15 protein-coding genes, 6 tRNA genes and 3 rRNA genes are annotated in these 24207 nt (G+C 54.5%); all 24 read left to right on the top strand.

The window, feature by feature from the left end; genetic code table 11:
- Window positions 1–55: 55 nt before the first annotated feature.
- The 24 genes from tyrS (at window position 56) to rpsG (ending at window position 24191) form a co-directional block, all read left to right on the top strand.
- Window positions 56–1255, top strand: a complete 1200-nt coding sequence (tyrS, locus tag ABFB52_RS26425; protein ID WP_011336180.1) for a tyrosine--tRNA ligase — start codon at window positions 56–58, stop codon at window positions 1253–1255.
- A gap of 553 nt (window positions 1256–1808) precedes the next feature.
- Window positions 1809–3345 (top strand): 16S ribosomal RNA (locus ABFB52_RS26420).
- Between the two features lie 81 nt (window positions 3346–3426).
- Window positions 3427–3503: transfer RNA gene (locus tag ABFB52_RS26415), tRNA-Ile, on the top strand.
- 30 nt (window positions 3504–3533) lie between these two features.
- Window positions 3534–3609: transfer RNA gene (locus ABFB52_RS26410), tRNA-Ala, on the top strand.
- A gap of 244 nt (window positions 3610–3853) precedes the next feature.
- A 23S ribosomal RNA gene (locus ABFB52_RS26405) occupies window positions 3854–6744 on the top strand.
- Between the two features lie 150 nt (window positions 6745–6894).
- Window positions 6895–7010, top strand: a 5S ribosomal RNA gene (gene rrf / locus ABFB52_RS26400).
- The 16S, 23S and 5S rRNA genes sit together here with 2 tRNA genes alongside, the layout of an rRNA operon.
- A 132-nt stretch (window positions 7011–7142) precedes the next feature.
- The gene (gene birA, locus ABFB52_RS26395; RefSeq protein WP_085747587.1) at window positions 7143–8096 is read left to right on the top strand and encodes a bifunctional biotin--[acetyl-CoA-carboxylase] ligase/biotin operon repressor BirA; all 954 of its coding nucleotides are present in this window, start codon (window positions 7143–7145) and stop codon (window positions 8094–8096) included.
- Window positions 8086–8835 carry a pantothenate kinase gene (locus ABFB52_RS26390; RefSeq protein WP_085747588.1) on the top strand — a complete coding sequence of 250 codons (750 nt, stop codon included), beginning with the start codon at window positions 8086–8088 and terminating at the stop codon, window positions 8833–8835. Before birA ends, ABFB52_RS26390 begins: the two co-directional genes overlap by 11 nt.
- A gap of 7 nt (window positions 8836–8842) precedes the next feature.
- Entirely contained in the window at window positions 8843–9283 is a 441-nt protein-coding gene (locus ABFB52_RS26385; RefSeq protein WP_102686412.1) for a hypothetical protein, read from the top strand.
- A 143-nt stretch (window positions 9284–9426) separates the two neighbouring features.
- Window positions 9427–9511, top strand: a tRNA-Tyr gene (locus ABFB52_RS26380).
- 25 nt (window positions 9512–9536) lie between these two features.
- Window positions 9537–9610: transfer RNA gene (locus ABFB52_RS26375), tRNA-Gly, on the top strand.
- A 26-nt stretch (window positions 9611–9636) separates the two neighbouring features.
- A tRNA-Thr gene (locus ABFB52_RS26370) sits at window positions 9637–9712 on the top strand.
- 85 nt (window positions 9713–9797) lie between these two features.
- Entirely contained in the window at window positions 9798–10991 is a 1194-nt protein-coding gene (gene tuf, locus ABFB52_RS26365) for an elongation factor Tu (protein WP_010220303.1), read from the top strand.
- Between the two features lie 53 nt (window positions 10992–11044).
- Window positions 11045–11120, top strand: a tRNA-Trp gene (locus ABFB52_RS26360).
- Between the two features lie 45 nt (window positions 11121–11165).
- The gene (secE, locus tag ABFB52_RS26355; protein ID WP_007957600.1) at window positions 11166–11534 is read left to right on the top strand and encodes a preprotein translocase subunit SecE; all 369 of its coding nucleotides are present in this window, start codon (window positions 11166–11168) and stop codon (window positions 11532–11534) included.
- A 9-nt stretch (window positions 11535–11543) separates the two neighbouring features.
- Window positions 11544–12077 carry a transcription termination/antitermination protein NusG gene (gene nusG, locus ABFB52_RS26350; RefSeq protein WP_007957598.1) on the top strand — a complete coding sequence of 178 codons (534 nt, stop codon included), beginning with the start codon at window positions 11544–11546 and terminating at the stop codon, window positions 12075–12077.
- Window positions 12078–12194: 117 nt separating this feature from the next.
- Window positions 12195–12626: a 50S ribosomal protein L11 gene (rplK, locus tag ABFB52_RS26345; RefSeq protein WP_003228756.1), complete on the top strand. Its 432-nt coding sequence runs from the start codon at window positions 12195–12197 to the stop codon at window positions 12624–12626.
- Window positions 12626–13321 (top strand): 50S ribosomal protein L1, encoded by a 696-nt coding sequence (gene rplA / locus ABFB52_RS26340; protein WP_085747590.1) that lies wholly within the window; start codon window positions 12626–12628, stop codon window positions 13319–13321. The genes rplK and rplA overlap by 1 nt, the downstream gene beginning before the upstream one ends.
- Window positions 13322–13519: 198 nt before the next feature.
- On the top strand, window positions 13520–14020 hold the full coding sequence (rplJ, locus tag ABFB52_RS26335) for a 50S ribosomal protein L10 (protein WP_007957597.1): 501 nt from the start codon (window positions 13520–13522) through the stop codon (window positions 14018–14020).
- A gap of 79 nt (window positions 14021–14099) precedes the next feature.
- Window positions 14100–14465 carry a 50S ribosomal protein L7/L12 gene (rplL, locus tag ABFB52_RS26330; RefSeq protein WP_007957596.1) on the top strand — a complete coding sequence of 122 codons (366 nt, stop codon included), beginning with the start codon at window positions 14100–14102 and terminating at the stop codon, window positions 14463–14465.
- A gap of 220 nt (window positions 14466–14685) precedes the next feature.
- Window positions 14686–18759: a DNA-directed RNA polymerase subunit beta gene (gene rpoB / locus ABFB52_RS26325; protein ID WP_007957595.1), complete on the top strand. Its 4074-nt coding sequence runs from the start codon at window positions 14686–14688 to the stop codon at window positions 18757–18759.
- A gap of 63 nt (window positions 18760–18822) precedes the next feature.
- Window positions 18823–23022 (top strand): DNA-directed RNA polymerase subunit beta', encoded by a 4200-nt coding sequence (rpoC, locus tag ABFB52_RS26320; RefSeq protein WP_129972524.1) that lies wholly within the window; start codon window positions 18823–18825, stop codon window positions 23020–23022.
- A 215-nt stretch (window positions 23023–23237) separates the two neighbouring features.
- Window positions 23238–23609 (top strand): 30S ribosomal protein S12, encoded by a 372-nt coding sequence (gene rpsL / locus ABFB52_RS26315; RefSeq protein ID WP_003186084.1) that lies wholly within the window; start codon window positions 23238–23240, stop codon window positions 23607–23609.
- 108 nt (window positions 23610–23717) lie between these two features.
- Window positions 23718–24191 (top strand): 30S ribosomal protein S7, encoded by a 474-nt coding sequence (rpsG, locus tag ABFB52_RS26310; RefSeq protein ID WP_007957592.1) that lies wholly within the window; start codon window positions 23718–23720, stop codon window positions 24189–24191.
- Window positions 24192–24207: the final 16 nt, after the last annotated feature.

The following is a 24207-nucleotide window of genomic DNA, read 5'->3' as shown; positions in this document are numbered from 1 at the left end:
GGTGCGCGATCTTGTATGGTTGGTTCCCTTTGAATCTGAGCCTTGCGGGTCTGTTATGAAGTCGGTTGAAGAGCAGCTAGCGCTGATTAAACGTGGTGCGGAAGAACTGTTGGTCGAGTCCGAGCTGATCGAAAAGCTCAAACGTGGCCAGCCGCTGCGAATCAAGGCCGGCTTCGATCCAACTGCGCCGGATCTGCACCTTGGTCACACTGTGCTTATTAATAAGCTGCGCCAGTTCCAGGAACTGGGGCATCAGGTGATCTTCCTTATTGGTGATTTCACCGGAATGATCGGTGATCCGAGCGGCAAGAGCGCCACACGTCCTCCGTTGACCCGTGAGCAGGTTCTGGAAAACGCAGAGACCTACAAGACTCAGGTGTTCAAGATTCTTGATCCGGCGAAAACCGAAGTCGCGTTCAACTCCACCTGGATGGATCAGATGGGGCCTGCGGACTTTATTCGTCTGACTTCGCAATACACCGTTGCTCGTATGCTCGAGCGTGACGACTTCGACAAGCGCTACACCACCAATCAGCCGATCGCCATTCACGAGTTCCTCTATCCGCTGGTGCAGGGTTATGACTCGGTTGCTTTGCGCGCTGATGTGGAGCTGGGTGGTACCGATCAGAAGTTCAACCTGCTGATGGGGCGTGAGCTGCAGCGTGGTTATGGTCAGGAGGCGCAGTGCATCCTGACGATGCCGCTGCTTGAAGGTCTGGATGGCGTGAAGAAAATGTCCAAGTCGTTGGGCAACTACGTCGGTATTCAGGAAGCGCCAGGTGTCATGTATAGCAAACTGGTTTCGATTCCCGATGCGTTGATGTGGCGCTACTTCGAGTTGCTCAGCTTCCGTTCGATGGATGAGATCAATGCGTTCCGTGCTGATGTAGAGGCGGGCGCTAATCCTCGCGATATCAAGATCAAGCTGGCCGAAGAGATTGTCGCGCGCTTCCATGGTGAAGAGGCTGCGGCCAATGCTCACCGTGGCGCGGGTAACCGTATGAAGGACGGTGAGTTGCCGGATGATCTGCCAGAGGTCGAGCTGACTGCTGCCGAGGATATGCCGATTGCCGCTGTCCTTAATAAGGCAGGTCTGGTGAAGAACTCGGCAGCTGCACGTGATCTGCTGGCTTCCGGTGGTGTACGTGTAGATGGTGAGGTGGTTGATCGCTCCTTTATATACGTACTGGGCGCGACTCACGTTTGCCAGGCCGGCAAGAAGGCTTTTGCACGGATTACGCTGAAATCTGAGTAAAGTTGAAATAAGGGGTTGACGGCGAATTCCAGAGGTCTATAATTCGCCCCACTTCCGGCGCAGTCGAAACGGAAAACTCCTTGAGATTCAATGAGTTAGGTAGGTTTCGAAGGCGGGTCGCTTCAGTTCATCGAAGCCTGGAAGGAGTTGGAAGTGTCGACTTGTTCGGCGCTTTTAACGGTTCGATCTTCTCGGTCGAAAGCGGAGAAAAAGAGGTGTTGACAGCAGCGTGTAACGCTGTAGAATTCGCCTCCCGCTAACGAGAGATCGGAAGCGCAAGTGGTTGAAGTTGTTGAAGAAATCTTCGAAAGCTTCTGAAAATAATCACTTGACAGCAAATGAGGCTGCTGTAGAATGCGCGCCTCGGTTGAGACGAAAGATCTTAACCAACCGCTCTTTAACAACTGAATCAAGCAATTCGTGTGGGTGCTTGTGGAGTCAGACTGATAGTCAACAAGATTATCAGCATCACAAGTTACTCCGCGAGAAATCAAAGATGTAACCAACGATTGCTGAGCCAAGTTTAGGGTTTCTTAAAAACCCAAAGATGTTTGAACTGAAGAGTTTGATCATGGCTCAGATTGAACGCTGGCGGCAGGCCTAACACATGCAAGTCGAGCGGATGAAGGGAGCTTGCTCCTGGATTCAGCGGCGGACGGGTGAGTAATGCCTAGGAATCTGCCTGGTAGTGGGGGACAACGTTTCGAAAGGAACGCTAATACCGCATACGTCCTACGGGAGAAAGCAGGGGACCTTCGGGCCTTGCGCTATCAGATGAGCCTAGGTCGGATTAGCTAGTTGGTGAGGTAATGGCTCACCAAGGCGACGATCCGTAACTGGTCTGAGAGGATGATCAGTCACACTGGAACTGAGACACGGTCCAGACTCCTACGGGAGGCAGCAGTGGGGAATATTGGACAATGGGCGAAAGCCTGATCCAGCCATGCCGCGTGTGTGAAGAAGGTCTTCGGATTGTAAAGCACTTTAAGTTGGGAGGAAGGGTTGTAGATTAATACTCTGCAATTTTGACGTTACCGACAGAATAAGCACCGGCTAACTCTGTGCCAGCAGCCGCGGTAATACAGAGGGTGCAAGCGTTAATCGGAATTACTGGGCGTAAAGCGCGCGTAGGTGGTTCGTTAAGTTGGATGTGAAATCCCCGGGCTCAACCTGGGAACTGCATCCAAAACTGGCGAGCTAGAGTATGGTAGAGGGTGGTGGAATTTCCTGTGTAGCGGTGAAATGCGTAGATATAGGAAGGAACACCAGTGGCGAAGGCGACCACCTGGACTGATACTGACACTGAGGTGCGAAAGCGTGGGGAGCAAACAGGATTAGATACCCTGGTAGTCCACGCCGTAAACGATGTCAACTAGCCGTTGGGAGCCTTGAGCTCTTAGTGGCGCAGCTAACGCATTAAGTTGACCGCCTGGGGAGTACGGCCGCAAGGTTAAAACTCAAATGAATTGACGGGGGCCCGCACAAGCGGTGGAGCATGTGGTTTAATTCGAAGCAACGCGAAGAACCTTACCAGGCCTTGACATCCAATGAACTTTCCAGAGATGGATTGGTGCCTTCGGGAACATTGAGACAGGTGCTGCATGGCTGTCGTCAGCTCGTGTCGTGAGATGTTGGGTTAAGTCCCGTAACGAGCGCAACCCTTGTCCTTAGTTACCAGCACGTAATGGTGGGCACTCTAAGGAGACTGCCGGTGACAAACCGGAGGAAGGTGGGGATGACGTCAAGTCATCATGGCCCTTACGGCCTGGGCTACACACGTGCTACAATGGTCGGTACAAAGGGTTGCCAAGCCGCGAGGTGGAGCTAATCCCATAAAACCGATCGTAGTCCGGATCGCAGTCTGCAACTCGACTGCGTGAAGTCGGAATCGCTAGTAATCGCGAATCAGAATGTCGCGGTGAATACGTTCCCGGGCCTTGTACACACCGCCCGTCACACCATGGGAGTGGGTTGCACCAGAAGTAGCTAGTCTAACCTTCGGGAGGACGGTTACCACGGTGTGATTCATGACTGGGGTGAAGTCGTAACAAGGTAGCCGTAGGGGAACCTGCGGCTGGATCACCTCCTTAATCGACGACATCAGCTGCTCCATAAGTTCCCACACGAATTGCTTGATTCATTGAAGAAGACGAAAGAAGCAGCCCGAAATTGGGTCTGTAGCTCAGTTGGTTAGAGCGCACCCCTGATAAGGGTGAGGTCGGCAGTTCGAATCTGCCCAGACCCACCAATTTTGTGTGGGAAACGCCTGTAGAAATACGGGGCCATAGCTCAGCTGGGAGAGCGCCTGCCTTGCACGCAGGAGGTCAGCGGTTCGATCCCGCTTGGCTCCACCACTACTGCTTCTGAAGTAAGAGCTTAGAAATGAGCATTCCATCGCTGCGATGGTGAATGTTGATTTCTAGTCTTTGACTGGTTCGTTCTTTAAAAATTTGGGTATGTGATAGAAAGATAGACTGATGGCCACTTTCACTGGTGGTGATCAGGCTAAGGTAAAATTTGTGAGTTCTCTTAGTTGAGAAATTCGAATTTTCGGCGAATGTCGTCTTCACAGTATAACCAGATTGCTTGGGGTTATATGGTCAAGTGAAGAAGCGCATACGGTGGATGCCTTGGCAGTCAGAGGCGATGAAAGACGTGGTAGCCTGCGAAAAGCTTCGGGGAGTCGGCAAACAGACTTTGATCCGGAGATGTCTGAATGGGGGAACCCAGCCATCACAAGATGGTTATCTTGTACTGAATACATAGGTGCAAGAGGCGAACCAGGGGAACTGAAACATCTAAGTACCCTGAGGAAAAGAAATCAACCGAGATTCCCTTAGTAGTGGCGAGCGAACGGGGACTAGCCCTTAAGTGGCTTTGAGATTAGCGGAACGCTCTGGAAAGTGCGGCCATAGTGGGTGATAGCCCTGTACGCGAAAGTCTCTTAGTCATGAAATCGAGTAGGACGGAGCACGAGAAACTTTGTCTGAATATGGGGGGACCATCCTCCAAGGCTAAATACTACTGACTGACCGATAGTGAACTAGTACCGTGAGGGAAAGGCGAAAAGAACCCCGGAGAGGGGAGTGAAATAGATCCTGAAACCGTATGCGTACAAGCAGTGGGAGCAGACTTTGTTCTGTGACTGCGTACCTTTTGTATAATGGGTCAGCGACTTATTTTCAGTGGCGAGCTTAACCGAATAGGGGAGGCGTAGCGAAAGCGAGTCTTAATAGGGCGTCTAGTCGCTGGGAATAGACCCGAAACCGGGCGATCTATCCATGGGCAGGTTGAAGGTTAGGTAACACTGACTGGAGGACCGAACCGACTACCGTTGAAAAGTTAGCGGATGACCTGTGGATCGGAGTGAAAGGCTAATCAAGCTCGGAGATAGCTGGTTCTCCTCGAAAGCTATTTAGGTAGCGCCTCATGTATCACTGTAGGGGGTAGAGCACTGTTTCGGCTAGGGGGTCATCCCGACTTACCAAACCGATGCAAACTCCGAATACCTACAAGTGCCGAGCATGGGAGACACACGGCGGGTGCTAACGTCCGTCGTGAAAAGGGAAACAACCCAGACCGTCAGCTAAGGTCCCAAAGTTATGGTTAAGTGGGAAACGATGTGGGAAGGCTTAGACAGCTAGGAGGTTGGCTTAGAAGCAGCCACCCTTTAAAGAAAGCGTAATAGCTCACTAGTCGAGTCGGCCTGCGCGGAAGATGTAACGGGGCTCAAACCATACACCGAAGCTACGGGTATCACGTAAGTGATGCGGTAGAGGAGCGTTCTGTAAGCCTGTGAAGGTGAGTTGAGAAGCTTGCTGGAGGTATCAGAAGTGCGAATGCTGACATGAGTAACGACAATGGGTGTGAAAAACACCCACGCCGAAAGACCAAGGTTTCCTGCGCAACGTTAATCGACGCAGGGTTAGTCGGTCCCTAAGGCGAGGCTGAAAAGCGTAGTCGATGGAAAACAGGTTAATATTCCTGTACTTCTGGTTATTGCGATGGAGGGACGGAGAAGGCTAGGCCAGCTTGGCGTTGGTTGTCCAAGTTTAAGGTGGTAGGCTGAGATCTTAGGTAAATCCGGGATCTTAAGGCCGAGAGCTGATGACGAGTTGCCTTTAGGCGACGAAGTGGTTGATGCCATGCTTCCAAGAAAAGCTTCTAAGCTTCAGATAACCAGGAACCGTACCCCAAACCGACACAGGTGGTTGGGTAGAGAATACCAAGGCGCTTGAGAGAACTCGGGTGAAGGAACTAGGCAAAATGGCACCGTAACTTCGGGAGAAGGTGCGCCGGTGAGGGTGAAGCACTTGCTGCGTAAGCCCACGCCGGTCGAAGATACCAGGCCGCTGCGACTGTTTATTAAAAACACAGCACTCTGCAAACACGAAAGTGGACGTATAGGGTGTGACGCCTGCCCGGTGCCGGAAGGTTAATTGATGGGGTTAGCTAACGCGAAGCTCTTGATCGAAGCCCCGGTAAACGGCGGCCGTAACTATAACGGTCCTAAGGTAGCGAAATTCCTTGTCGGGTAAGTTCCGACCTGCACGAATGGCGTAACGATGGCGGCGCTGTCTCCACCCGAGACTCAGTGAAATTGAAATCGCTGTGAAGATGCAGTGTATCCGCGGCTAGACGGAAAGACCCCGTGAACCTTTACTATAGCTTTGCACTGGACTTTGAATTTGCTTGTGTAGGATAGGTGGGAGGCTTTGAAGCGTGGACGCCAGTTCGCGTGGAGCCATCCTTGAAATACCACCCTGGCAACTTTGAGGTTCTAACTCAGGTCCGTTATCCGGATCGAGGACAGTGTATGGTGGGTAGTTTGACTGGGGCGGTCTCCTCCTAAAGAGTAACGGAGGAGTACGAAGGTGCGCTCAGACCGGTCGGAAATCGGTCGTAGAGTATAAAGGCAAAAGCGCGCTTGACTGCGAGACAGACACGTCGAGCAGGTACGAAAGTAGGTCTTAGTGATCCGGTGGTTCTGTATGGAAGGGCCATCGCTCAACGGATAAAAGGTACTCCGGGGATAACAGGCTGATACCGCCCAAGAGTTCATATCGACGGCGGTGTTTGGCACCTCGATGTCGGCTCATCACATCCTGGGGCTGAAGCCGGTCCCAAGGGTATGGCTGTTCGCCATTTAAAGTGGTACGCGAGCTGGGTTTAGAACGTCGTGAGACAGTTCGGTCCCTATCTGCCGTGGACGTTTGAGATTTGAGAGGGGCTGCTCCTAGTACGAGAGGACCGGAGTGGACGAACCTCTGGTGTTCCGGTTGTCACGCCAGTGGCATTGCCGGGTAGCTATGTTCGGGAAAGATAACCGCTGAAAGCATCTAAGCGGGAAACTTGCCTCAAGATGAGATCTCACTGGAACCTTGAGTTCCCTGAAGGGCCGTCGAAGACTACGACGTTGATAGGTTGGGTGTGTAAGCGCTGTGAGGCGTTGAGCTAACCAATACTAATTGCCCGTGAGGCTTGACCATATAACACCCAAGCAATTTGAGTCGAAAGGCCAGATTGCGGTGTGTGAAGACGAAAATGAACCGAAAGTTCGACGCTCACAAAACACCTAGCTGTCACATACCCAATTTGCTGAAGCGAGGCCCTCTGGCCACGACTCAGTACCCGAATTTCTTGACGACCATAGAGCGTTGGAACCACCTGATCCCATCCCGAACTCAGAAGTGAAACGATGCATCGCCGATGGTAGTGTGGGGTTTCCCCATGTGAGAGTAGGTCATCGTCAAGATTAAATTCCGAAACCCCAATTGCGAAAGCAGTTGGGGTTTTGTTTTGCCCGCAGGAAAATGGATTGTTTGAATTCTATGCAGCGGCCCGGTGCATGGCTATTATTCGGGCCTCATTCTGAGGCGAGACCTGCATGCTGACGTTGTTGAACCTTCTGAAGGATGGTCGATTCCATTCCGGTCAGGCCCTGGGTGTTGCTCTGGGAATTAGTCGAAGTGCGGTGTGGAAGCAGCTTCAGCATCTGGAGGCGGAGCTTGGGTTATCCATACATAAAGTTCGAGGGCGGGGCTATCAATTGGCTTCGCCATTGGCGCTGCTTGACTCGCTCAGGATAGAGGAAAGTCTTTCCGGCTGGTCTGTCAGTATCTTCGATTCCGTGGACTCGACTAATGCTGAATCGCTGCGCGCGGTGGATGGGGGGCGGGCGGCTCCCTTTCTTGTACTGGCTGAGCGCCAGAGCTCAGGGCGGGGGCGCAGAGGCCGTAAATGGGTGAGTCCGTTTGCTGAAAACCTCTATTACAGTCTCGTGCTGCGCATCGATGGTGGGATGCGTCAGCTTGAAGGGTTAAGTCTCGTTGTTGGTCTCGCGGTCATGCAGGCCTTGCATGCGCTTGGGGTGCCAGGTGCAGGGCTGAAATGGCCCAATGATGTATTGGTCGACCAAAAAAAAATCGCCGGGATCCTGTTGGAGCTGGTTGGTGATCCAGCAGACGTGTGCCATGTAGTGTTGGGCATAGGCATTAATGTGAACATGCAGGCTACAGACGAAGTTGATCAGCAATGGACTTCAATGCGTCTAGAATCGGGCAAATCTTGTGATCGCAATATTCTGGCGATTGAGCTGAGTAAGCAGCTGCAACTCTATCTGCAGCGTCACCAATCAGGTGGCTTCTCTGCGCTTCAGGCGGAGTGGGAGGCGAGTCATTTGTGGCAAGGGCAGCCGGTTTCTCTCACCGCCGGTGTCAATCAGGTAGAGGGTGTGGTGCTGGGAATCGATAATCAGGGCGCGCTTAGGCTGAAGGTAGATGGTGTGGAAAAGGTCTTTAGTGGCGGTGAGCTCAGCTTGAGGTTGCGTGATGATTCTTGAGCTCGATTGTGGAAACAGCTTTATCAAATGGCGTGTGCTGAGCGTTGAGGCCGGCGTCTTGGTCGCGGAGGGCGTGGTCGACTCTGACATGGCGTTGGTTGACGGTCTTCGATCGTTCGAGAAAGTGTCTCTCAAGAAATGTCGCCTCGTCAGCGTAAGAACCGAAGATGAGACTAATTTGCTGATTGGCTTGCTCAAGCATGAGTTCGGCATTTCCGTTGTCTGTGCGGCGCCCGCTCGCGAGATGTCCGGCGTAAAGAATGGTTACGACGACTATGAGCGCCTTGGTCTCGATCGCTGGCTGGCGATGCTTGGTGGTTTTCACCTGGCTAAAGGTGCTTGTCTGGTTCTTGATTTCGGGACAGCGGTGACTGCGGACTTTATCTCCGTGGACGGCGAGCATCTGGGAGGCTTCATTTGTCCTGGCATGCCGCTGATGCGTAATCAGTTGCGTACGCATACTCGAAAAATTCGCTATGGAGACCTGGCGGCAGAGCGTGCATTGACGAGCCAGGCTCCGGGGCGCAATACGGCTGAGGCTGTAGAGCGTGGCTGTTCGTTGATGCTCAGGGGATTTGTGTTGACGCAGCTGGAGATGGCGCGCTCCTACTGGGGTGATGACTACAGTGTCTTCATTACGGGTGGTGATGCCGAGCTGGTTTCGGATGTTGCGCCTGAGGCTCGGATTGTTCCCGATTTGGTGTTCGTGGGTTTGGCTATGGCGTGTCCTTTGTCCTGAGGTTTGTATGCGTTGGTTGTTTCTTCTGCTTCTGGTACTCAATGTGTTTTATTACGTCTGGCATCAGCAGGAGGCCCCGCTACGCGCAAAGGATGTAACGCCGCTCAGTCTTTATCGTGGCTCGCAACAGGATATTCGCTTGCTGAGTGAGGCTGGTGGTGATGCTTCCCGTGAAAAAAGGACTGGGGGGAAGTCTGATGGGCAGTGCCTTTATGTAGGTGGTTTGGCGCGCCCCGAGACCGCTCAGGCGTTGGAACAGCGTTTGACGGAGATTGGAGCAAAAGCTCTTCCTTCATCAAAAGAGTCTTCCGGCGGCTCATATTGGTTCCAGATTACGCCCGAAACCCAGCGTTTGCTGGGTGATGCTCAGTTACAAAACCTTTCCAAGGAATTCAATGAGTTAAAACATAAAATAATGCTGTGCGAGGGGGTTGCACCCACTGAATAGTTTGCATAGAATGGCGCCCGCTCCACAGCGAAGACCTGAAAAGGTAGAAGCAGTGGGGTGGTGTCAATGCAGCTAACCTCAGGTTTTTAAATGAGAAAATGCTTGACAGGGGTTTGGCATAGTATAGAATGCCGGCCTGATTAGGAGGGGTTCCCGAGCGGCCAAAGGGATCAGACTGTAAATCTGACGTCTACGACTTCGAAGGTTCGAATCCTTCTCCCTCCACCAGATTTTAGCGTGAGCTGCAGGCTCCGCGGGTATAGTTTAGTGGTAGAACCTCAGCCTTCCAAGCTGATGATGCGGGTTCGATTCCCGCTACCCGCTCCAAGTTTGCAGGTTGTGCAAAGTTTTACGCTCTTGTAGCTCAGTTGGTAGAGCACACCCTTGGTAAGGGTGAGGTCAGCGGTTCAAATCCGCTCAAGAGCTCCATATAACAAGGCAGATATGAAAATATCTGCCTTTGTTTTAATGGCTCGTGTTGTTTGCTCAATTTCTTCTGTTAGGGGTGATATCGATGGCTAAGGAAAAATTTGATCGTTCCCTGCCGCACGTCAACGTAGGCACCATCGGTCACGTAGACCACGGTAAGACCACGCTGACCGCTGCTCTGACTCGCGTCTGCTCCGAAGTTTTCGGTTCGGCCGTAGTTGAATTCGACAAGATCGACAGCGCTCCAGAAGAAAAAGCTCGCGGTATCACCATCAACACCGCGCACGTTGAGTACAACTCGAACATTCGTCACTACGCTCACGTTGACTGCCCAGGTCACGCTGACTACGTGAAGAACATGATCACTGGTGCTGCGCAAATGGACGGCGCGATCCTGGTTTGCTCGGCCGCTGATGGTCCGATGCCACAAACCCGTGAGCACATCCTGCTGTCCCGTCAGGTAGGCGTTCCGTACATCGTGGTTTTCCTGAATAAGGCTGACCTGGTAGACGACGCTGAGCTGCTGGAACTGGTTGAGATGGAAGTTCGCGACCTGCTGTCCACCTACGACTTCCCAGGCGACGACACTCCGATCATCATCGGTTCGGCTCGTATGGCGCTGGAAGGCAAAGACGACAACGAAATGGGCACCACCGCTGTCAAGAAGCTGGTGGAAACTCTGGACAGCTACATCCCAGAGCCAGAGCGTGCTATCGACAAGCCTTTCCTGATGCCAATCGAAGACGTGTTCTCGATCTCGGGTCGCGGTACTGTTGTGACCGGTCGTATCGAGCGCGGTATCGTTCGCGTTCAAGACGCCCTGGAAATCGTTGGTCTGCGTGACACCACCACCACCACCTGCACCGGTGTTGAGATGTTCCGCAAGCTGCTGGACGAAGGTCGTGCTGGCGAGAACTGCGGCGTTCTGCTGCGTGGCACCAAGCGTGACGACGTTGAGCGTGGTCAGGTTCTGGTTAAGCCGGGTTCGGTTAAGCCGCACACCAAGTTCACCGCAGAAGTTTACGTTCTGAGCAAGGAAGAAGGCGGCCGTCACACTCCGTTCTTCAAAGGCTACCGTCCACAGTTCTACTTCCGTACTACTGACGTGACCGGTAACTGCGAGCTGCCAGAAGGTGTTGAAATGGTAATGCCAGGTGACAACATTCAGATGACTGTTACCCTGATCAAAACCATCGCGATGGAAGACGGCCTGCGTTTCGCAATCCGTGAAGGCGGCCGTACCGTTGGTGCTGGCGTCGTAGCCAAGATCATCGAGTAAATAGTTGTAATGTCTTTTTCAGGCCGGCATAATGGCCGGCCTGATTTTGTTTTAGGTCAGTAGCTCAATTGGCAGAGCGACGGTCTCCAAAACCGTAGGTTGGGGGTTCGATTCCCTCCTGACCTGCCAGATTCACTTGGTGTGTCTGGCTTTCTTTTCACAGGATCTTCATAGATGACTCCTAAAGCTGAAGCTCAAGGCTCTCGCTTCGATTTGCTCAAGTGGCTTGTCGTAGTCGCTTTGGTAATTGTTGGCGTTGTCGGCAATCAGTATTACGCTGCTTCGCCGATCCTGTACCGTGTACTCGCATTGCTTGTTATTGCTGCTGTAGCTGCCTTTGTAGGCCTGCAGACTGCCAAGGGCAAGTCTTTCTTTGTACTGGTTAAGGAAGCTCGCACCGAGATTCGTAAAGTCGTATGGCCAACTCGCCAAGAAACCACGCAGACCACGCTGATTGTTGTGGCTGTTGTTCTGGTTATGGCGTTGCTGTTGTGGGGGCTTGATTCCCTGCTCGGCTGGCTTGTTTCCTTGATTGTCGGCTAAGGGTGTCCCGTGGCTAAGCGTTGGTACGTTGTGCATGCTTACTCGGGTTACGAGAAGCATGTCATGCGTTCGTTGATCGAGCGTGTAAAGCTGGCTGGCATGGAAGATGGCTTCGGCGAAATTCTGGTTCCCACTGAAGAAGTGGTTGAAATGCGTAATGGCCAGAAACGCAAAAGCGAGCGCAAATTCTTCCCAGGTTATGTGCTGGTTCAGATGGATATGAACGAGGGTACTTGGCACTTGGTCAAGGATACTCCTCGGGTGATGGGTTTTATCGGCGGTACTGCTGATAAGCCAGCACCAATCACCGATAAAGAAGCTGAAGCGATTCTGCGTCGCGTTGCTGACGGTAGCGACAAGCCGAAGCCGAAGACGCTGTTCGAGCCAGGCGAAACCGTTCGAGTCAATGATGGTCCGTTTGCTGACTTTAACGGTGTTGTTGAAGAAGTTAACTACGAAAAGAGCCGGATCCAAGTGGCAGTGCTCATTTTCGGACGCTCTACTCCGGTAGAGTTGGAGTTCAGTCAGGTCGAAAAGGTCTAGCTGAGCAAGCATCCCAACCCCGCAGCCCTAGGCTGTGGGGTTTTGTCGTCACTGGGATAAACGCGCAAGTAACCGGGGAGCCTTTCGAGGCGTTCGAACCCGTAATTGGAGTGCCTCATGGCCAAGAAGATTACCGCTTACATCAAGCTGCAAGTGAAGGCCGCTCAGGCTAACCCAAGCCCACCTGTTGGTCCTGCTCTGGGTCAGCACGGCGTGAACATCATGGAATTCTGCAAAGCTTTCAACGCCCGTACCCAGGGTCTGGAAGCTGGTCTGCCGACTCCAGTGATCATCACTGTCTACAGCGACCGTAGCTTCACTTTCGAAACCAAATCCACCCCTGCTTCGGTTCTGCTGAAGAAGGCGGCCGGTCTGACCAGCGGTTCCGCTCGTCCGAACACCGTTAAGGTTGGCACTGTTACCCGTGCTCAGCTGGAAGAAATCGCGAAAACCAAAAACGCGGATCTGACTGCAGCTGATATGGATGCAGCCGTGCGTACTATCGCCGGTTCTGCTCGTAGCATGGGCCTTAACGTGGAGGGTGTGTAATGGCTAAGCTGACCAAGCGTCAAAAGGCTATCGCCGGCAAAATCGAAGCAGGCAAGGCCTACAACATTGTAGAAGCCGCTGCACTGCTGGCCGAGCTGTCGACTGTCAAGTTCAGCGAGTCGTTCGACGTAGCTGTAAACCTGGGCGTAGACCCGCGTAAATCCGACCAGGTCGTTCGTAGCGCTACTGTGCTGCCACACGGCACTGGCAAGACTGTTCGCGTTGCTGTGTTCACCCAGGGTCCAGCTGCTGAGGCCGCTCTGGCTGCCGGCGCTGACCGTGTAGGTATGGACGAACTGGCTGCCGAAATGAAAGGCGGCGACCTGAACTATGACGTAGTGATCGCATCCCCGGATGCCATGCGCGTTGTAGGTCAGTTGGGTCAGATCCTCGGTCCACGTGGTCTGATGCCTAACCCGAAAGTCGGCACTGTTACCCCAGACGTCGCTACCGCGGTTAAAAATGCCAAGGCTGGTCAGGTTCGTTATCGCACTGACAAAAACGGCATCATCCACACTTCCGTTGGCAAGATCGGCTTCGATGCCGTCAAGCTGAAGGAAAACGTTGAAGCCCTGATCGCTGATCTGAAGCGTATCAAGCCAGCTTCTTCGAAAGGTATCTACGTCAAGCGCGTTACCCTGAGCACCACTATGGGCCCAGGTCTGGTCATCGACCAGAGCTCGCTGGACGCGTAAGACAAAAATTGGCGCAGTTGACTGCGCCAATTGAAAGATTGGGGTCCCTGCCTGGCGGGGGCTATCCAAGACCGTAGGCGACGCAAGTCTTAAACCTCAAGCCTACGCAGATGGTGCTCCCGGTTCCTTACCGAATCAGACACCAAAACGACATTCGGTTTCGATCGAATGAAACGGTAACAAGCAGGAGTTAAACCCGTGGCAATTAATCTCGAAGACAAGAAGGCCATCGTCGCTGAAGTCAACGAGGCTGCCAAAGTCGCTCTGTCCGCTGTCGTGGTTGATGCCCGTGGCGTAACAGTAGGCGCAATGACCGGACTCCGTAAAGAGGCTCGTGAAGCTGGCGTTTACGTACGTGTTGTACGTAACACCCTGCTCAAGCGCGCTGTTGCTGACACTCCTTACAGTGTCCTCAACGACGTGTTCACCGGCCCGACCCTGATTGCATTCTCCAACGAACACCCGGGCGCTGCTGCTCGTCTGTTCAAGGAATTTGCCAAGGGTCAGGATAAGTTCGAGATCAAGGCAGCTTCGTTCGAGGGCAAGTTCCTCGCAGCGAATGAGATCGACGTGCTGGCAAGCCTGCCAACTCGCGACGAAGCTATTGCGAAACTGATGAGCGTGATTCAAGGCGCTACCAGCAAGCTGGCTCGTACTCTGGCGGCAATTCGCGATCAGAAAGAAGCAGCTGCAGCCTGAGGCTGAGCGTTTCCACTCTCGCGTATTTTTGTTTATTTCGACGGCCGTACAGGCTGTCCACCAAATCAGGAATTGAGTCATGTCTCTGACTAACGAACAAATCATCGAAGCAATCGGCCAGAAAACCGTTCTGGAAGTTGTTGAGCTGATCAAAGCAATGGAAGAAACCTTCGGCGTGACCGCTGCTGTTGCTGCTGCTGGTCCAGCTGCTGCTGCCGCTGTTGTTGAAGAGCAAACCGAGTTCAACGTTGTTCTGGTTGAAGCCGGCGAGAAGAAAGTAAACGTGATCAAGGCAGTTCGTGAACTGACCGGTCTGGGCCTGAAAGAAGCCAAAGAGAAAGTCGACGGCGCTCCTCAGGTTGTAGCTGAAGGCGTTTCGAAAGAAGCTGCTGAAGACGCTAAGAAGAAGCTGGAAGAAGCAGGCGCTAAAGTCGAGCTGAAGTAAGCATCGACTTTGCTCCTCCAGCCCGAGCGTCAAGCGACAGGCTGATGGCTGGTGGCTCTTGCCACCGGCCTTTTTCCGTTATTGGCAGCCGACTGGGTCGGTGTCGATAACGAGCTGTAACCACCCGATGCGGTGGCGCAAACCATGGGGTTTGCACGATTTTCTGGCTGCTCCCGTCGGGAGGGGCCAAACAAGCAGGTGACCAAGCTGGGGAACGCTGATGGCTTACTCATATACTGAGAAAAAACGTATCCGCAAGGACTTTAGCAAGTTGCCGGACGTCATGGATGTGCCTTACCTCCTGGCCATCCAGCTGGATTCGTATCGTGAATTCTTGCAAGCGGGAGCGACTAAAGATCAGTTCCGCGACGTGGGCCTGCATGCGGCCTTCAAATCCGTTTTCCCGATCATCAGCTACTCCGGCAATGCTGCGCTGGAGTACGTCGGTTATCGCTTGGGCGAACCGGCATTTGATGTCAAAGAATGCGTATTGCGCGGTGTAACTTTCGCCGTACCTTTGCGGGTAAAAGTGCGCCTGATCATTTTCGACAAAGAATCGTCGAACAAAGCGATCAAGGACATCAAAGAGCAAGAAGTCTACATGGGTGAAATCCCATTGATGACTGAGAACGGTACCTTCGTAATCAACGGTACCGAGCGTGTTATCGTTTCCCAGCTGCACCGTTCCCCGGGCGTGTTCTTCGACCACGACCGTGGCAAGACGCACAGCTCCGGCAAACTGCTGTACTCCGCGCGCATCATTCCTTACCGCGGTTCGTGGCTGGACTTCGAGTTCGACCCGAAAGACTGCGTATTCGTGCGTATCGACCGTCGTCGCAAACTGCCGGCCTCGGTACTGCTGCGCGCGCTCGGTTATACCACCGAGGAAGTGCTGGACGCGTTCTACACCACCAACGTATTCCACGTGAAAGGCGAAGGCCTGAGCCTGGAGCTGGTGCCTCAGCGCCTGCGTGGTGAAGTCGCAGTTCTCGACATCCAGGATGACAAAGGCAAGGTGATCGTTGAGCAGGGCCGTCGTATTACTGCCCGCCACATCAACCAGCTGGAAAAAGCCGGGATCAAAGAGCTGGACGTGCCTCTGGATTACGTTCTGGGTCGTACCACCGCCAAGGCCATCGTACACCCGGCTACCGGTGAGATCCTGGCAGAATGCAACACCGAGCTGTCGACCGAGATCCTGGCGAAAATCGCCAAGGCCGGCGTCGTACGCATCGAAACTCTGTACACCAACGACATCGACTGCGGTCCGTTCGTCTCCGACACGCTGAAGATCGACTCCACCAGCAACCAATTGGAAGCGCTGGTCGAGATCTATCGCATGATGCGTCCAGGCGAGCCGCCAACCAAAGACGCTGCCGAGACCCTGTTCAACAACCTGTTCTTCAGCCCTGAGCGCTATGACCTGTCTGCGGTCGGCCGGATGAAGTTCAACCGTCGTATCGGTCGTACCGAGATCGAAGGTTCGGGCGTGCTGTGCAAGGAAGACATCGTCGCGGTACTGAAGACTCTGGTCGACATCCGTAACGGTAAAGGCATCGTCGACGACATCGACCACCTGGGTAACCGTCGTGTTCGCTGCGTAGGCGAAATGGCCGAGAACCAGTTCCGCGTTGGCCTGGTACGTGTTGAGCGTGCGGTCAAAGAGCGTCTGTCGATGGCTGAAAGCGAAGGCCTGATGCCGCAAGACCTGATCAACGCCAAGCCAGTGGCTGCGGCGGTGAAAGAGTTCTTCGGTTCCAGCCAGCTGTCGCAGTTCATGGACCAGAACAACCCGTTATCCGAGATCACCCACAAGCGTCGTGTCTCTGCACTCGGCCCTGGCGGTCTGACTCGTGAGCGCGCGGGCTTCGAAGTCCGTGACGTACACCCGACTCACTACGGTCGTGTCTGCCCGATTGAAACGCCGGAAGGTCCGAACATCGGTCTGATCAACTCGCTGGCTGCTTACGCTCGCACCAACCAGTACGGCTTCCTCGAGAGCCCGTACCGTGTGGTGAAAGAGGGTGTGGTCACCGACGACATCGTGTTCCTGTCCGCCATTGAAGAAGCCGATCACGTGATCGCGCAGGCTTCGGCGACCATGAACGAGCAGAAAGTCCTGATCGACGAACTGGTGGCCGTGCGTCACCTGAACGAATTCACCGTCAAGGCGCCGGAAGACGTCACCTTGATGGACGTTTCGCCGAAGCAGGTAGTTTCGGTTGCAGCGTCGCTGATTCCGTTCCTCGAGCACGACGACGCCAACCGTGCGTTGATGGGTTCGAACATGCAGCGTCAAGCTGTACCAACCCTGCGCGCTGACAAGCCGCTGGTAGGTACCGGCATGGAGCGTAACGTGGCTCGCGACTCCGGCGTTTGCGTCGTGGCTCGTCGTGGCGGCGTGATCGACTCCGTTGATGCCAGTCGTATCGTGGTTCGTGTTGCTGATGACGAAGTTGAAACCGGCGAAGCTGGTGTCGACATCTACAACCTGACCAAATACACCCGCTCGAACCAGAACACCTGCATCAACCAGCGTCCGCTGGTGAGCAAAGGTGATCGCGTTCAGCGTAGCGACATCATGGCCGACGGCCCGTCCACCGACATGGGTGAACTGGCTCTGGGTCAGAACATGCGCATCGCGTTCATGGCATGGAACGGCTTCAACTTCGAAGACTCCATCTGCCTGTCCGAGCGTGTGGTTCAGGAAGACCGCTTCACCACGATCCACATTCAGGAACTGACCTGTGTGGCCCGTGACACCAAGCTTGGCCCAGAGGAAATCACTGCGGACATCCCGAACGTGGGTGAAGCCGCTCTGAACAAGCTGGACGAAGCCGGTATCGTTTACGTAGGTGCTGAAGTCGGCGCAGGCGACATCCTGGTAGGCAAGGTCACTCCGAAAGGCGAGACCCAACTGACTCCGGAAGAAAAACTGCTGCGTGCGATCTTCGGTGAAAAAGCCAGCGACGTTAAAGACACCTCCCTGCGCGTGCCTACCGGCACCAAAGGTACTGTCATCGACGTGCAGGTCTTCACTCGTGACGGCGTTGAGCGTGATGCTCGTGCACTGTCGATCGAGAAGTCCCAGCTGGACGAGATCCGCAAGGATCTGAACGAAGAGTTCCGCATCGTTGAAGGCGCGACCTTCGAACGTCTGCGTTCCGCTCTGGTAGGCCACAAGGCTGAAGGCGGCGCGGGCCTGAAGAAAGGTCAGGACATCACCGACGAAGTACTCGACGGTCTTGAGCATGGTCAGTGGTTCAAACTGCGCATGGCTGAAGATGCTCTGAACGAGCAGCTCGAGAAGGCTCAGGCCTACATCGTTGATCGCCGCCGTCTGCTGGACGACAAGTTCGAAGACAAGAAGCGCAAACTGCAGCAGGGCGATGACCTGGCTCCAGGCGTGCTGAAGATCGTCAAGGTTTACCTGGCAATCCGTCGTCGCATCCAGCCGGGCGACAAGATGGCCGGTCGTCACGGTAACAAAGGTGTGGTCTCCGTGATCATGCCGGTTGAAGACATGCCGCACGATGCCAATGGCACCCCGGTCGACGTGGTCCTCAACCCGCTGGGCGTACCTTCGCGTATGAACGTTGGTCAGATCCTTGAAACCCACCTGGGCCTCGCGGCCAAAGGTCTGGGCGAGAAGATCAACCGGATGGTCGAAGAGCAGCGCAAAGTCGCTGAGCTGCGTACCTTCCTGGACGAGATCTACAACCAGATCGGCGGTCGTAACGAAGATCTGGACAGCTTCTCCGATCAGGAAATCCTGGATCTGGCGAAGAACCTGCGTGGCGGTGTTCCAATGGCCACTCCGGTGTTCGACGGTGCCAAGGAAAGCGAAATCAAGGCCATGCTGAAACTGGCAGACCTGCCAGAAAGCGGCCAGATGCAGCTGACCGACGGCCGTACCGGCAACAAGTTCGAGCGTCCAGTTACCGTTGGCTACATGTACATGCTGAAGCTGAACCACTTGGTAGACGACAAGATGCACGCGCGTTCTACCGGTTCGTACAGCCTGGTTACCCAGCAGCCGCTGGGTGGTAAGGCGCAGTTCGGTGGTCAGCGTTTCGGGGAGATGGAGGTCTGGGCACTGGAAGCATACGGTGCTGCTTACACTCTGCAAGAAATGCTCACAGTGAAGTCGGACGATGTGAACGGCCGGACCAAGATGTACAAAAACATCGTGGACGGCGATCACCGTATGGAGCCGGGCATGCCCGAGTCCTTCAACGTGTTGATCAAGGAAATTCGTTCCCTCGGCATCGATATCGATCTGGAAACCGAATAACACGTGACGCGATCGAGAGCGGGGCAGGATTGCCCGCTCTCTGCTCCGCCAGGAGGAAAGGCCTTGAAAGACCTACTGAATTTGCTGAAAAACCAGGGTCAAGTCGAAGAGTTCGACGCCATCCGTATCGGATTGGCCTCGCCTGAGATGATCCGCTCGTGGTCGTTCGGTGAAGTTAAAAAGCCGGAAACCATCAACTACCGTACGTTCAAACCTGAGCGTGACGGTCTGTTCTGCGCCAAGATCTTTGGCCCGGTAAAGGATTACGAGTGCCTGTGCGGTAAGTACAAGCGCTTGAAGCACCGTGGTGTGATCTGCGAGAAGTGCGGCGTTGAAGTTGCACTGGCCAAGGTTCGTCGTGAGCGCATGGCGCACATCGAACTGGCTTCGCCAGTTGCCCACATCTGGTTCCTGAAATCGCTGCCGTCCCGTATCGGCCTGCTGATGGACATGACCCTGCGTGATATCGAACGCGTTCTCTACTTCGAGAGCTATGTCGTTATCGACCCGGGCATGACCACTCTTGAAAAAGGTCAGCTGCTGAACGACGAGCAGTACTTCGAAGCGCTGGAAGAGTTCGGTGATGACTTCGACGCCCGTATGGGTGCCGAAGCTGTCCGTGAACTGCTGCACGCTATCGACCTGGAACACGAGATTGGCCGTCTGCGTGAAGAAATTCCGCAAACCAACTCCGAAACCAAGATCAAGAAGCTGTCCAAGCGTCTGAAGTTGATGGAAGCCTTCCAGGGTTCCGGCAACCTGCCAGAGTGGATGGTGCTGACCGTTCTGCCGGTTCTGCCGCCAGATCTGCGTCCACTGGTTCCGCTGGATGGCGGTCGTTTCGCGACTTCCGACCTCAACGATCTGTATCGTCGAGTGATCAACCGTAACAACCGTTTGAAGCGTCTGCTGGATCTGTCCGCTCCGGACATCATCGTGCGCAACGAAAAGCGTATGTTGCAGGAAGCTGTCGATGCACTGCTCGACAACGGTCGTCGTGGCCGCGCTATCACAGGTTCCAACAAGCGTCCTCTGAAATCCCTGGCTGACATGATCAAGGGTAAGCAAGGTCGTTTCCGTCAGAACTTGCTCGGTAAGCGTGTTGACTACTCCGGTCGTTCGGTAATTACCGTAGGCCCGACCCTGCGTCTGCATCAGTGCGGTCTGCCGAAGAAGATGGCTCTCGAGCTGTTCAAGCCGTTCATTTTCGGCAAGCTGGAAATGCGTGGTCTCGCGACCACCATCAAAGCGGCCAAGAAAATGGTCGAGCGCGAACTGCCAGAAGTTTGGGACGTTCTCGCTGAAGTGATTCGCGAACACCCGGTCCTCCTCAACCGTGCACCGACTCTTCACCGTCTGGGTATCCAGGCGTTTGAACCGGTACTGATCGAAGGTAAGGCTATCCAGCTGCACCCTCTGGTCTGCGCCGCGTACAACGCCGACTTCGACGGCGACCAAATGGCCGTACACGTACCGCTGACGCTGGAAGCCCAGCTCGAAGCGCGTGCGTTGATGATGTCGACCAACAACATTCTGTCGCCAGCCAACGGTGAGCCAATCATCGTTCCGTCGCAGGACGTTGTATTGGGTCTGTACTACATGACTCGTGAAGCGATCAACGCCAAGGGCGAAGGTCGTGTGTTTGCGGATCTGCAGGAAGTTGACCGTGTGTTCCGTGCCGGCGAAGCCGCACTGCACGCCAAGATCAAGGTTCGTATCAACGAAACCGTGAACGATCGTGACGGCAACAGCGTGAACAACACCCGTATCGTCGACACCACTGTCGGCCGTGCGCTGCTGTTCCAGGTTGTGCCAAAAGGTCTGTCGTTCGACGTCGTCAACCTGCCGATGAAGAAAAAGGCGATCTCCAAGCTGATCAACCAGTGCTACCGCGTGGTTGGTCTGAAAGAGACCGTGATCTTCGCTGACCAGTTGATGTACACCGGTTTTGCCTATTCGACCATTTCCGGCGTTTCCATCGGTGTTAACGACTTCGTTATCCCGGATGAAAAAGCCCGCATCATCGGTGCTGCCACCGACGAAGTGAAAGAAATCGAGAGCCAGTACGCCTCCGGCCTGGTAACCCAGGGCGAGAAGTACAACAAAGTGATCGACCTTTGGTCGAAAGCGAACGACGAAGTCTCCAAGGCGATGATGGCCAACCTCTCGAAAGAGAAAGTCATCGACCGTCACGGCGACGAAGTCGAGCAAGAATCGTTCAACTCGATGTACATGATGGCCGACTCGGGTGCGCGGGGTTCCGCAGCACAGATTCGTCAGCTGGCCGGTATGCGTGGTCTGATGGCCAAGCCGGACGGTTCCATCATTGAAACGCCGATTACTGCGAACTTCCGTGAAGGTCTGAGCGTACTCCAGTACTTCATCTCGACTCACGGTGCTCGTAAAGGTCTGGCGGATACCGCGTTGAAAACTGCGAACTCCGGTTACCTGACTCGTCGTCTGGTAGACGTGGCGCAGGATCTGGTTGTAACCGAGATCGATTGCGGCACTGAACACGGTCTGCTGATGACTCCGCACATTGAAGGCGGTGACGTTGTAGAGCCGTTGGGTGAGCGCGTATTGGGTCGTGTCATTGCCCGTGACGTATTCAAGCCGGGTACCGAGGACGTCATCGTTCCTGCTGGCACTCTGGTAGACGAGAAGTGGGTCGAGTTCATCGAGCTGAACAGCATCGACGAAGTGATCGTGCGTTCGCCGATCAGCTGCGAAACCCGCTATGGCATTTGCGCCAAGTGCTACGGCCGTGACCTGGCTCGTGGTCACCAGGTGAACATCGGTGAAGCGGTCGGCGTTATCGCTGCCCAGTCCATCGGTGAGCCGGGTACCCAGCTGACGATGCGTACGTTCCACATCGGTGGTGCGGCAAGCCGTACTTCCGCAGCCGACAGCGTTCAGGTGAAGAATGGCGGTACCGTCCGTCTGCACAACCTGAAATACGTTGAGCGTGTGGATGGCAACCTGGTTGCTGTGTCCCGTTCCGGTGAGCTGGCAATCGCTGACGACTTCGGTCGTGAGCGCGAGCGTTACAAGCTGCCGTATGGTGCCGTGATTTCGGTTAAAGAAGGTGACAAGGTCGACGCTGGCGCAATCGTGGCCAAGTGGGATCCGCACACTCACCCGATCGTTACCGAAATGAAAGGTACCGTGACCTACGTGGGCATGGAAGAAGGCATCACGATCAAGCGTCAGACTGACGAATTGACCGGTATGACCAACATTGAAGTACTCGATGCCAAAGACCGTCCGGCTGCCGGCAAGGACATCCGTCCTGCGGTGAAGATGGTTGATGACAACGGCAAGGATCTGTTGCTGCCAGGCACTGACGTTATCGCTCAGTACTTCCTGCCAGCCAACGCCCTGGTCGGTGTTGCGGACGGTGCGAAGATCGCGATCGGTGACGTTATCGCTCGTATCCCGCAAGAAACTTCGAAAACCCGTGACATCACCGGTGGTCTGCCGCGTGTTGCCGACCTGTTCGAAGCTCGTCGTCCGAAAGAAGCGTCGATCCTGGCTGAAGTCAGCGGCACCATCGCGTTCGGTAAAGAGACCAAAGGCAAGCGCCGTCTGGTCATTACCCCGAACGACGGTAGCGATCCGTACGAAGAGCTGATTCCGAAGTGGCGTCACCTGAACGTGTTCGAAGGCGAACAGGTAAACCGCGGCGAAGTTATCTCCGACGGTCCGAGCGATCCGCACGACATCCTGCGTCTGCTGGGTGTGAGCGCGCTGGCCAAGTACATCGTCAACGAGATCCAGGACGTTTACCGTCTGCAAGGCGTGAAGATCAACGACAAGCACATCGAGACCATCCTGCGTCAGATGCTGCGTAAAGTTGAGATCTCCGAGTCCGGCGACTCCAGCTTCATCAAGGGCGACCAGATGGAACTGACTCACGTTCTGGTAGAGAACGAGCGTCTGAACGCGGAAGACAAATTTGTCTCCAAGTTCACCCGCGTTCTGCTGGGTATCACCAAGGCGTCGTTGTCGACCGAATCGTTCATCTCGGCGGCTTCCTTCCAGGAAACCACCCGCGTACTGACCGAAGCGGCCGTAACCGGCAAGCGCGATTACCTGCGCGGCCTGAAAGAAAACGTGGTCGTGGGTCGTCTGATCCCGGCCGGTACCGGTCTGGCTTATCACAGCGAGCGCAAGCGTCGTCGTGATGCAGACAAGCCGTTGCGCGTAAGCGCCAGTGAAGTGGAAGCTGCACTGACCGAAGCGCTGAACTCGAGCGGTAACTGAGTTCTGCGAAAAATGAGCTGAGGCCCTGATCAAGCCGTTCATCGAATCGAGACAATTTGTCGAGGTTCGACGAGCGGGGAGGTCGGGGCCTTGCCTTGACTGGGGACAAGATCCTCTTTAGACTCTTGATCCCCTAAATTTGGCGGGAATTCGTTCCTGCCATTTTGCTTTTCTTGCAAGACAATAGCGTCGCAAGACAACAGTGGAGCTAGTAGATGGCAACTATCAACCAGCTGGTACGTCAGCCGCGTAAGCGTATCGTCGAGAAATCCGACGTGCCTGCGCTGCAGAACTGCCCGCAACGTCGTGGCGTGTGCACCCGTGTGTACACCACTACGCCGAAAAAACCTAACTCGGCACTGCGTAAAGTATGCCGTGTGCGTCTGACCAACGGTTTCGAGGTTTCCTCGTACATCGGTGGTGAAGGCCACAACCTGCAAGAGCACAGCGTGGTACTGATCCGCGGCGGTCGTGTAAAAGACTTGCCAGGTGTTCGTTACCACACCGTTCGCGGCTCCTTGGATACTTCCGGCGTTAAAGGCCGTAACCAGGGTCGTTCGAAGTACGGTACCAAGCGTCCGAAGTAATCGGCCGTTTTGCAGATTTTCATTTTATTGAGTCGATAAGAGTAAGGTCGGGCGCGCATCCACTGGATCTGTCCCGAGCTAACCTGAAGACCGTTTGAGGGCTTATCAATGCCAAGACGTCGCGTAGCAGCAAAGCGTGAGATTCTGGACGATCCGAAATACGGAAGCCAAATCCTCGCCAAATTCATGAACCACGTTATGGAAAGCGGCAAGAAAGCCGTTGCCGAGCGTATCGTTTATGGTGCCCTGGAAACCGTTGCGGCTCGCAAGACCGGCACCGATCCCCTGGAACTCTTCGAAAAAGCACTCGACGCCATCGCTCCGCTGGTCGAAGTGAAGTCGCGCCGCGTTGGTGGTGCTACTTACCAGGTTCCGGTCGAGGTTCGTCCGTCCCGTCGTAACGCTCTGGCAATGCGCTGGTTGGTAGACTTCGCCCGCAAGCGCGGCGAGAAGTCTATGGCTCTGCGCTTGGCTGGCGAGCTGCTGGATGCTGCTGAAGGTAAAGGTGCTGCTGTTAAGAAGCGTGAAGACGTGCACCGTATGGCCGAAGCTAACAAAGCTTTCTCGCACTACCGCTTCTAATTTTAGCTTCACTAAT

Origin of the sequence: Pseudomonas sp. 9.2(2024) (assembly GCF_039695385.1) — a bacterium.
GTDB lineage: Bacteria > Pseudomonadota > Gammaproteobacteria > Pseudomonadales > Pseudomonadaceae > Aquipseudomonas > Aquipseudomonas paraglycinae.
Note: the sequence above shows the minus strand (reverse complement) of the source record. Positions and strands in the feature narration are given on the sequence as shown.

What these genes read in the sequence shown, in the direction of transcription:
- tuf (WP_010220303.1), top strand. Translation starts at nt 9,798, where the DNA reads ATGGCTAAGGAAAAATTTGATCGTTCCCTGCCGCACGTCAACGTAGGC.
- rplL (WP_007957596.1), top strand. Translation starts at nt 14,100, where the DNA reads ATGTCTCTGACTAACGAACAAATCATCGAAGCAATCGGCCAGAAAACC.
- birA (WP_085747587.1), top strand. Translation starts at nt 7,143, where the DNA reads ATGCTGACGTTGTTGAACCTTCTGAAGGATGGTCGATTCCATTCCGGT.
- rplA (WP_085747590.1), top strand. Translation starts at nt 12,626, where the DNA reads ATGGCTAAGCTGACCAAGCGTCAAAAGGCTATCGCCGGCAAAATCGAA.
- rpsG (WP_007957592.1), top strand. Translation starts at nt 23,718, where the DNA reads ATGCCAAGACGTCGCGTAGCAGCAAAGCGTGAGATTCTGGACGATCCG.
- rplK (WP_003228756.1), top strand. Translation starts at nt 12,195, where the DNA reads ATGGCCAAGAAGATTACCGCTTACATCAAGCTGCAAGTGAAGGCCGCT.
- tyrS (WP_011336180.1), top strand. Translation starts at nt 56, where the DNA reads ATGAAGTCGGTTGAAGAGCAGCTAGCGCTGATTAAACGTGGTGCGGAA.
- ABFB52_RS26390 (WP_085747588.1), top strand. Translation starts at nt 8,086, where the DNA reads ATGATTCTTGAGCTCGATTGTGGAAACAGCTTTATCAAATGGCGTGTG.
- rpsL (WP_003186084.1), top strand. Translation starts at nt 23,238, where the DNA reads ATGGCAACTATCAACCAGCTGGTACGTCAGCCGCGTAAGCGTATCGTC.
- secE (WP_007957600.1), top strand. Translation starts at nt 11,166, where the DNA reads ATGACTCCTAAAGCTGAAGCTCAAGGCTCTCGCTTCGATTTGCTCAAG.
- rpoB (WP_007957595.1), top strand. Translation starts at nt 14,686, where the DNA reads ATGGCTTACTCATATACTGAGAAAAAACGTATCCGCAAGGACTTTAGC.
- ABFB52_RS26385 (WP_102686412.1), top strand. Translation starts at nt 8,843, where the DNA reads ATGCGTTGGTTGTTTCTTCTGCTTCTGGTACTCAATGTGTTTTATTAC.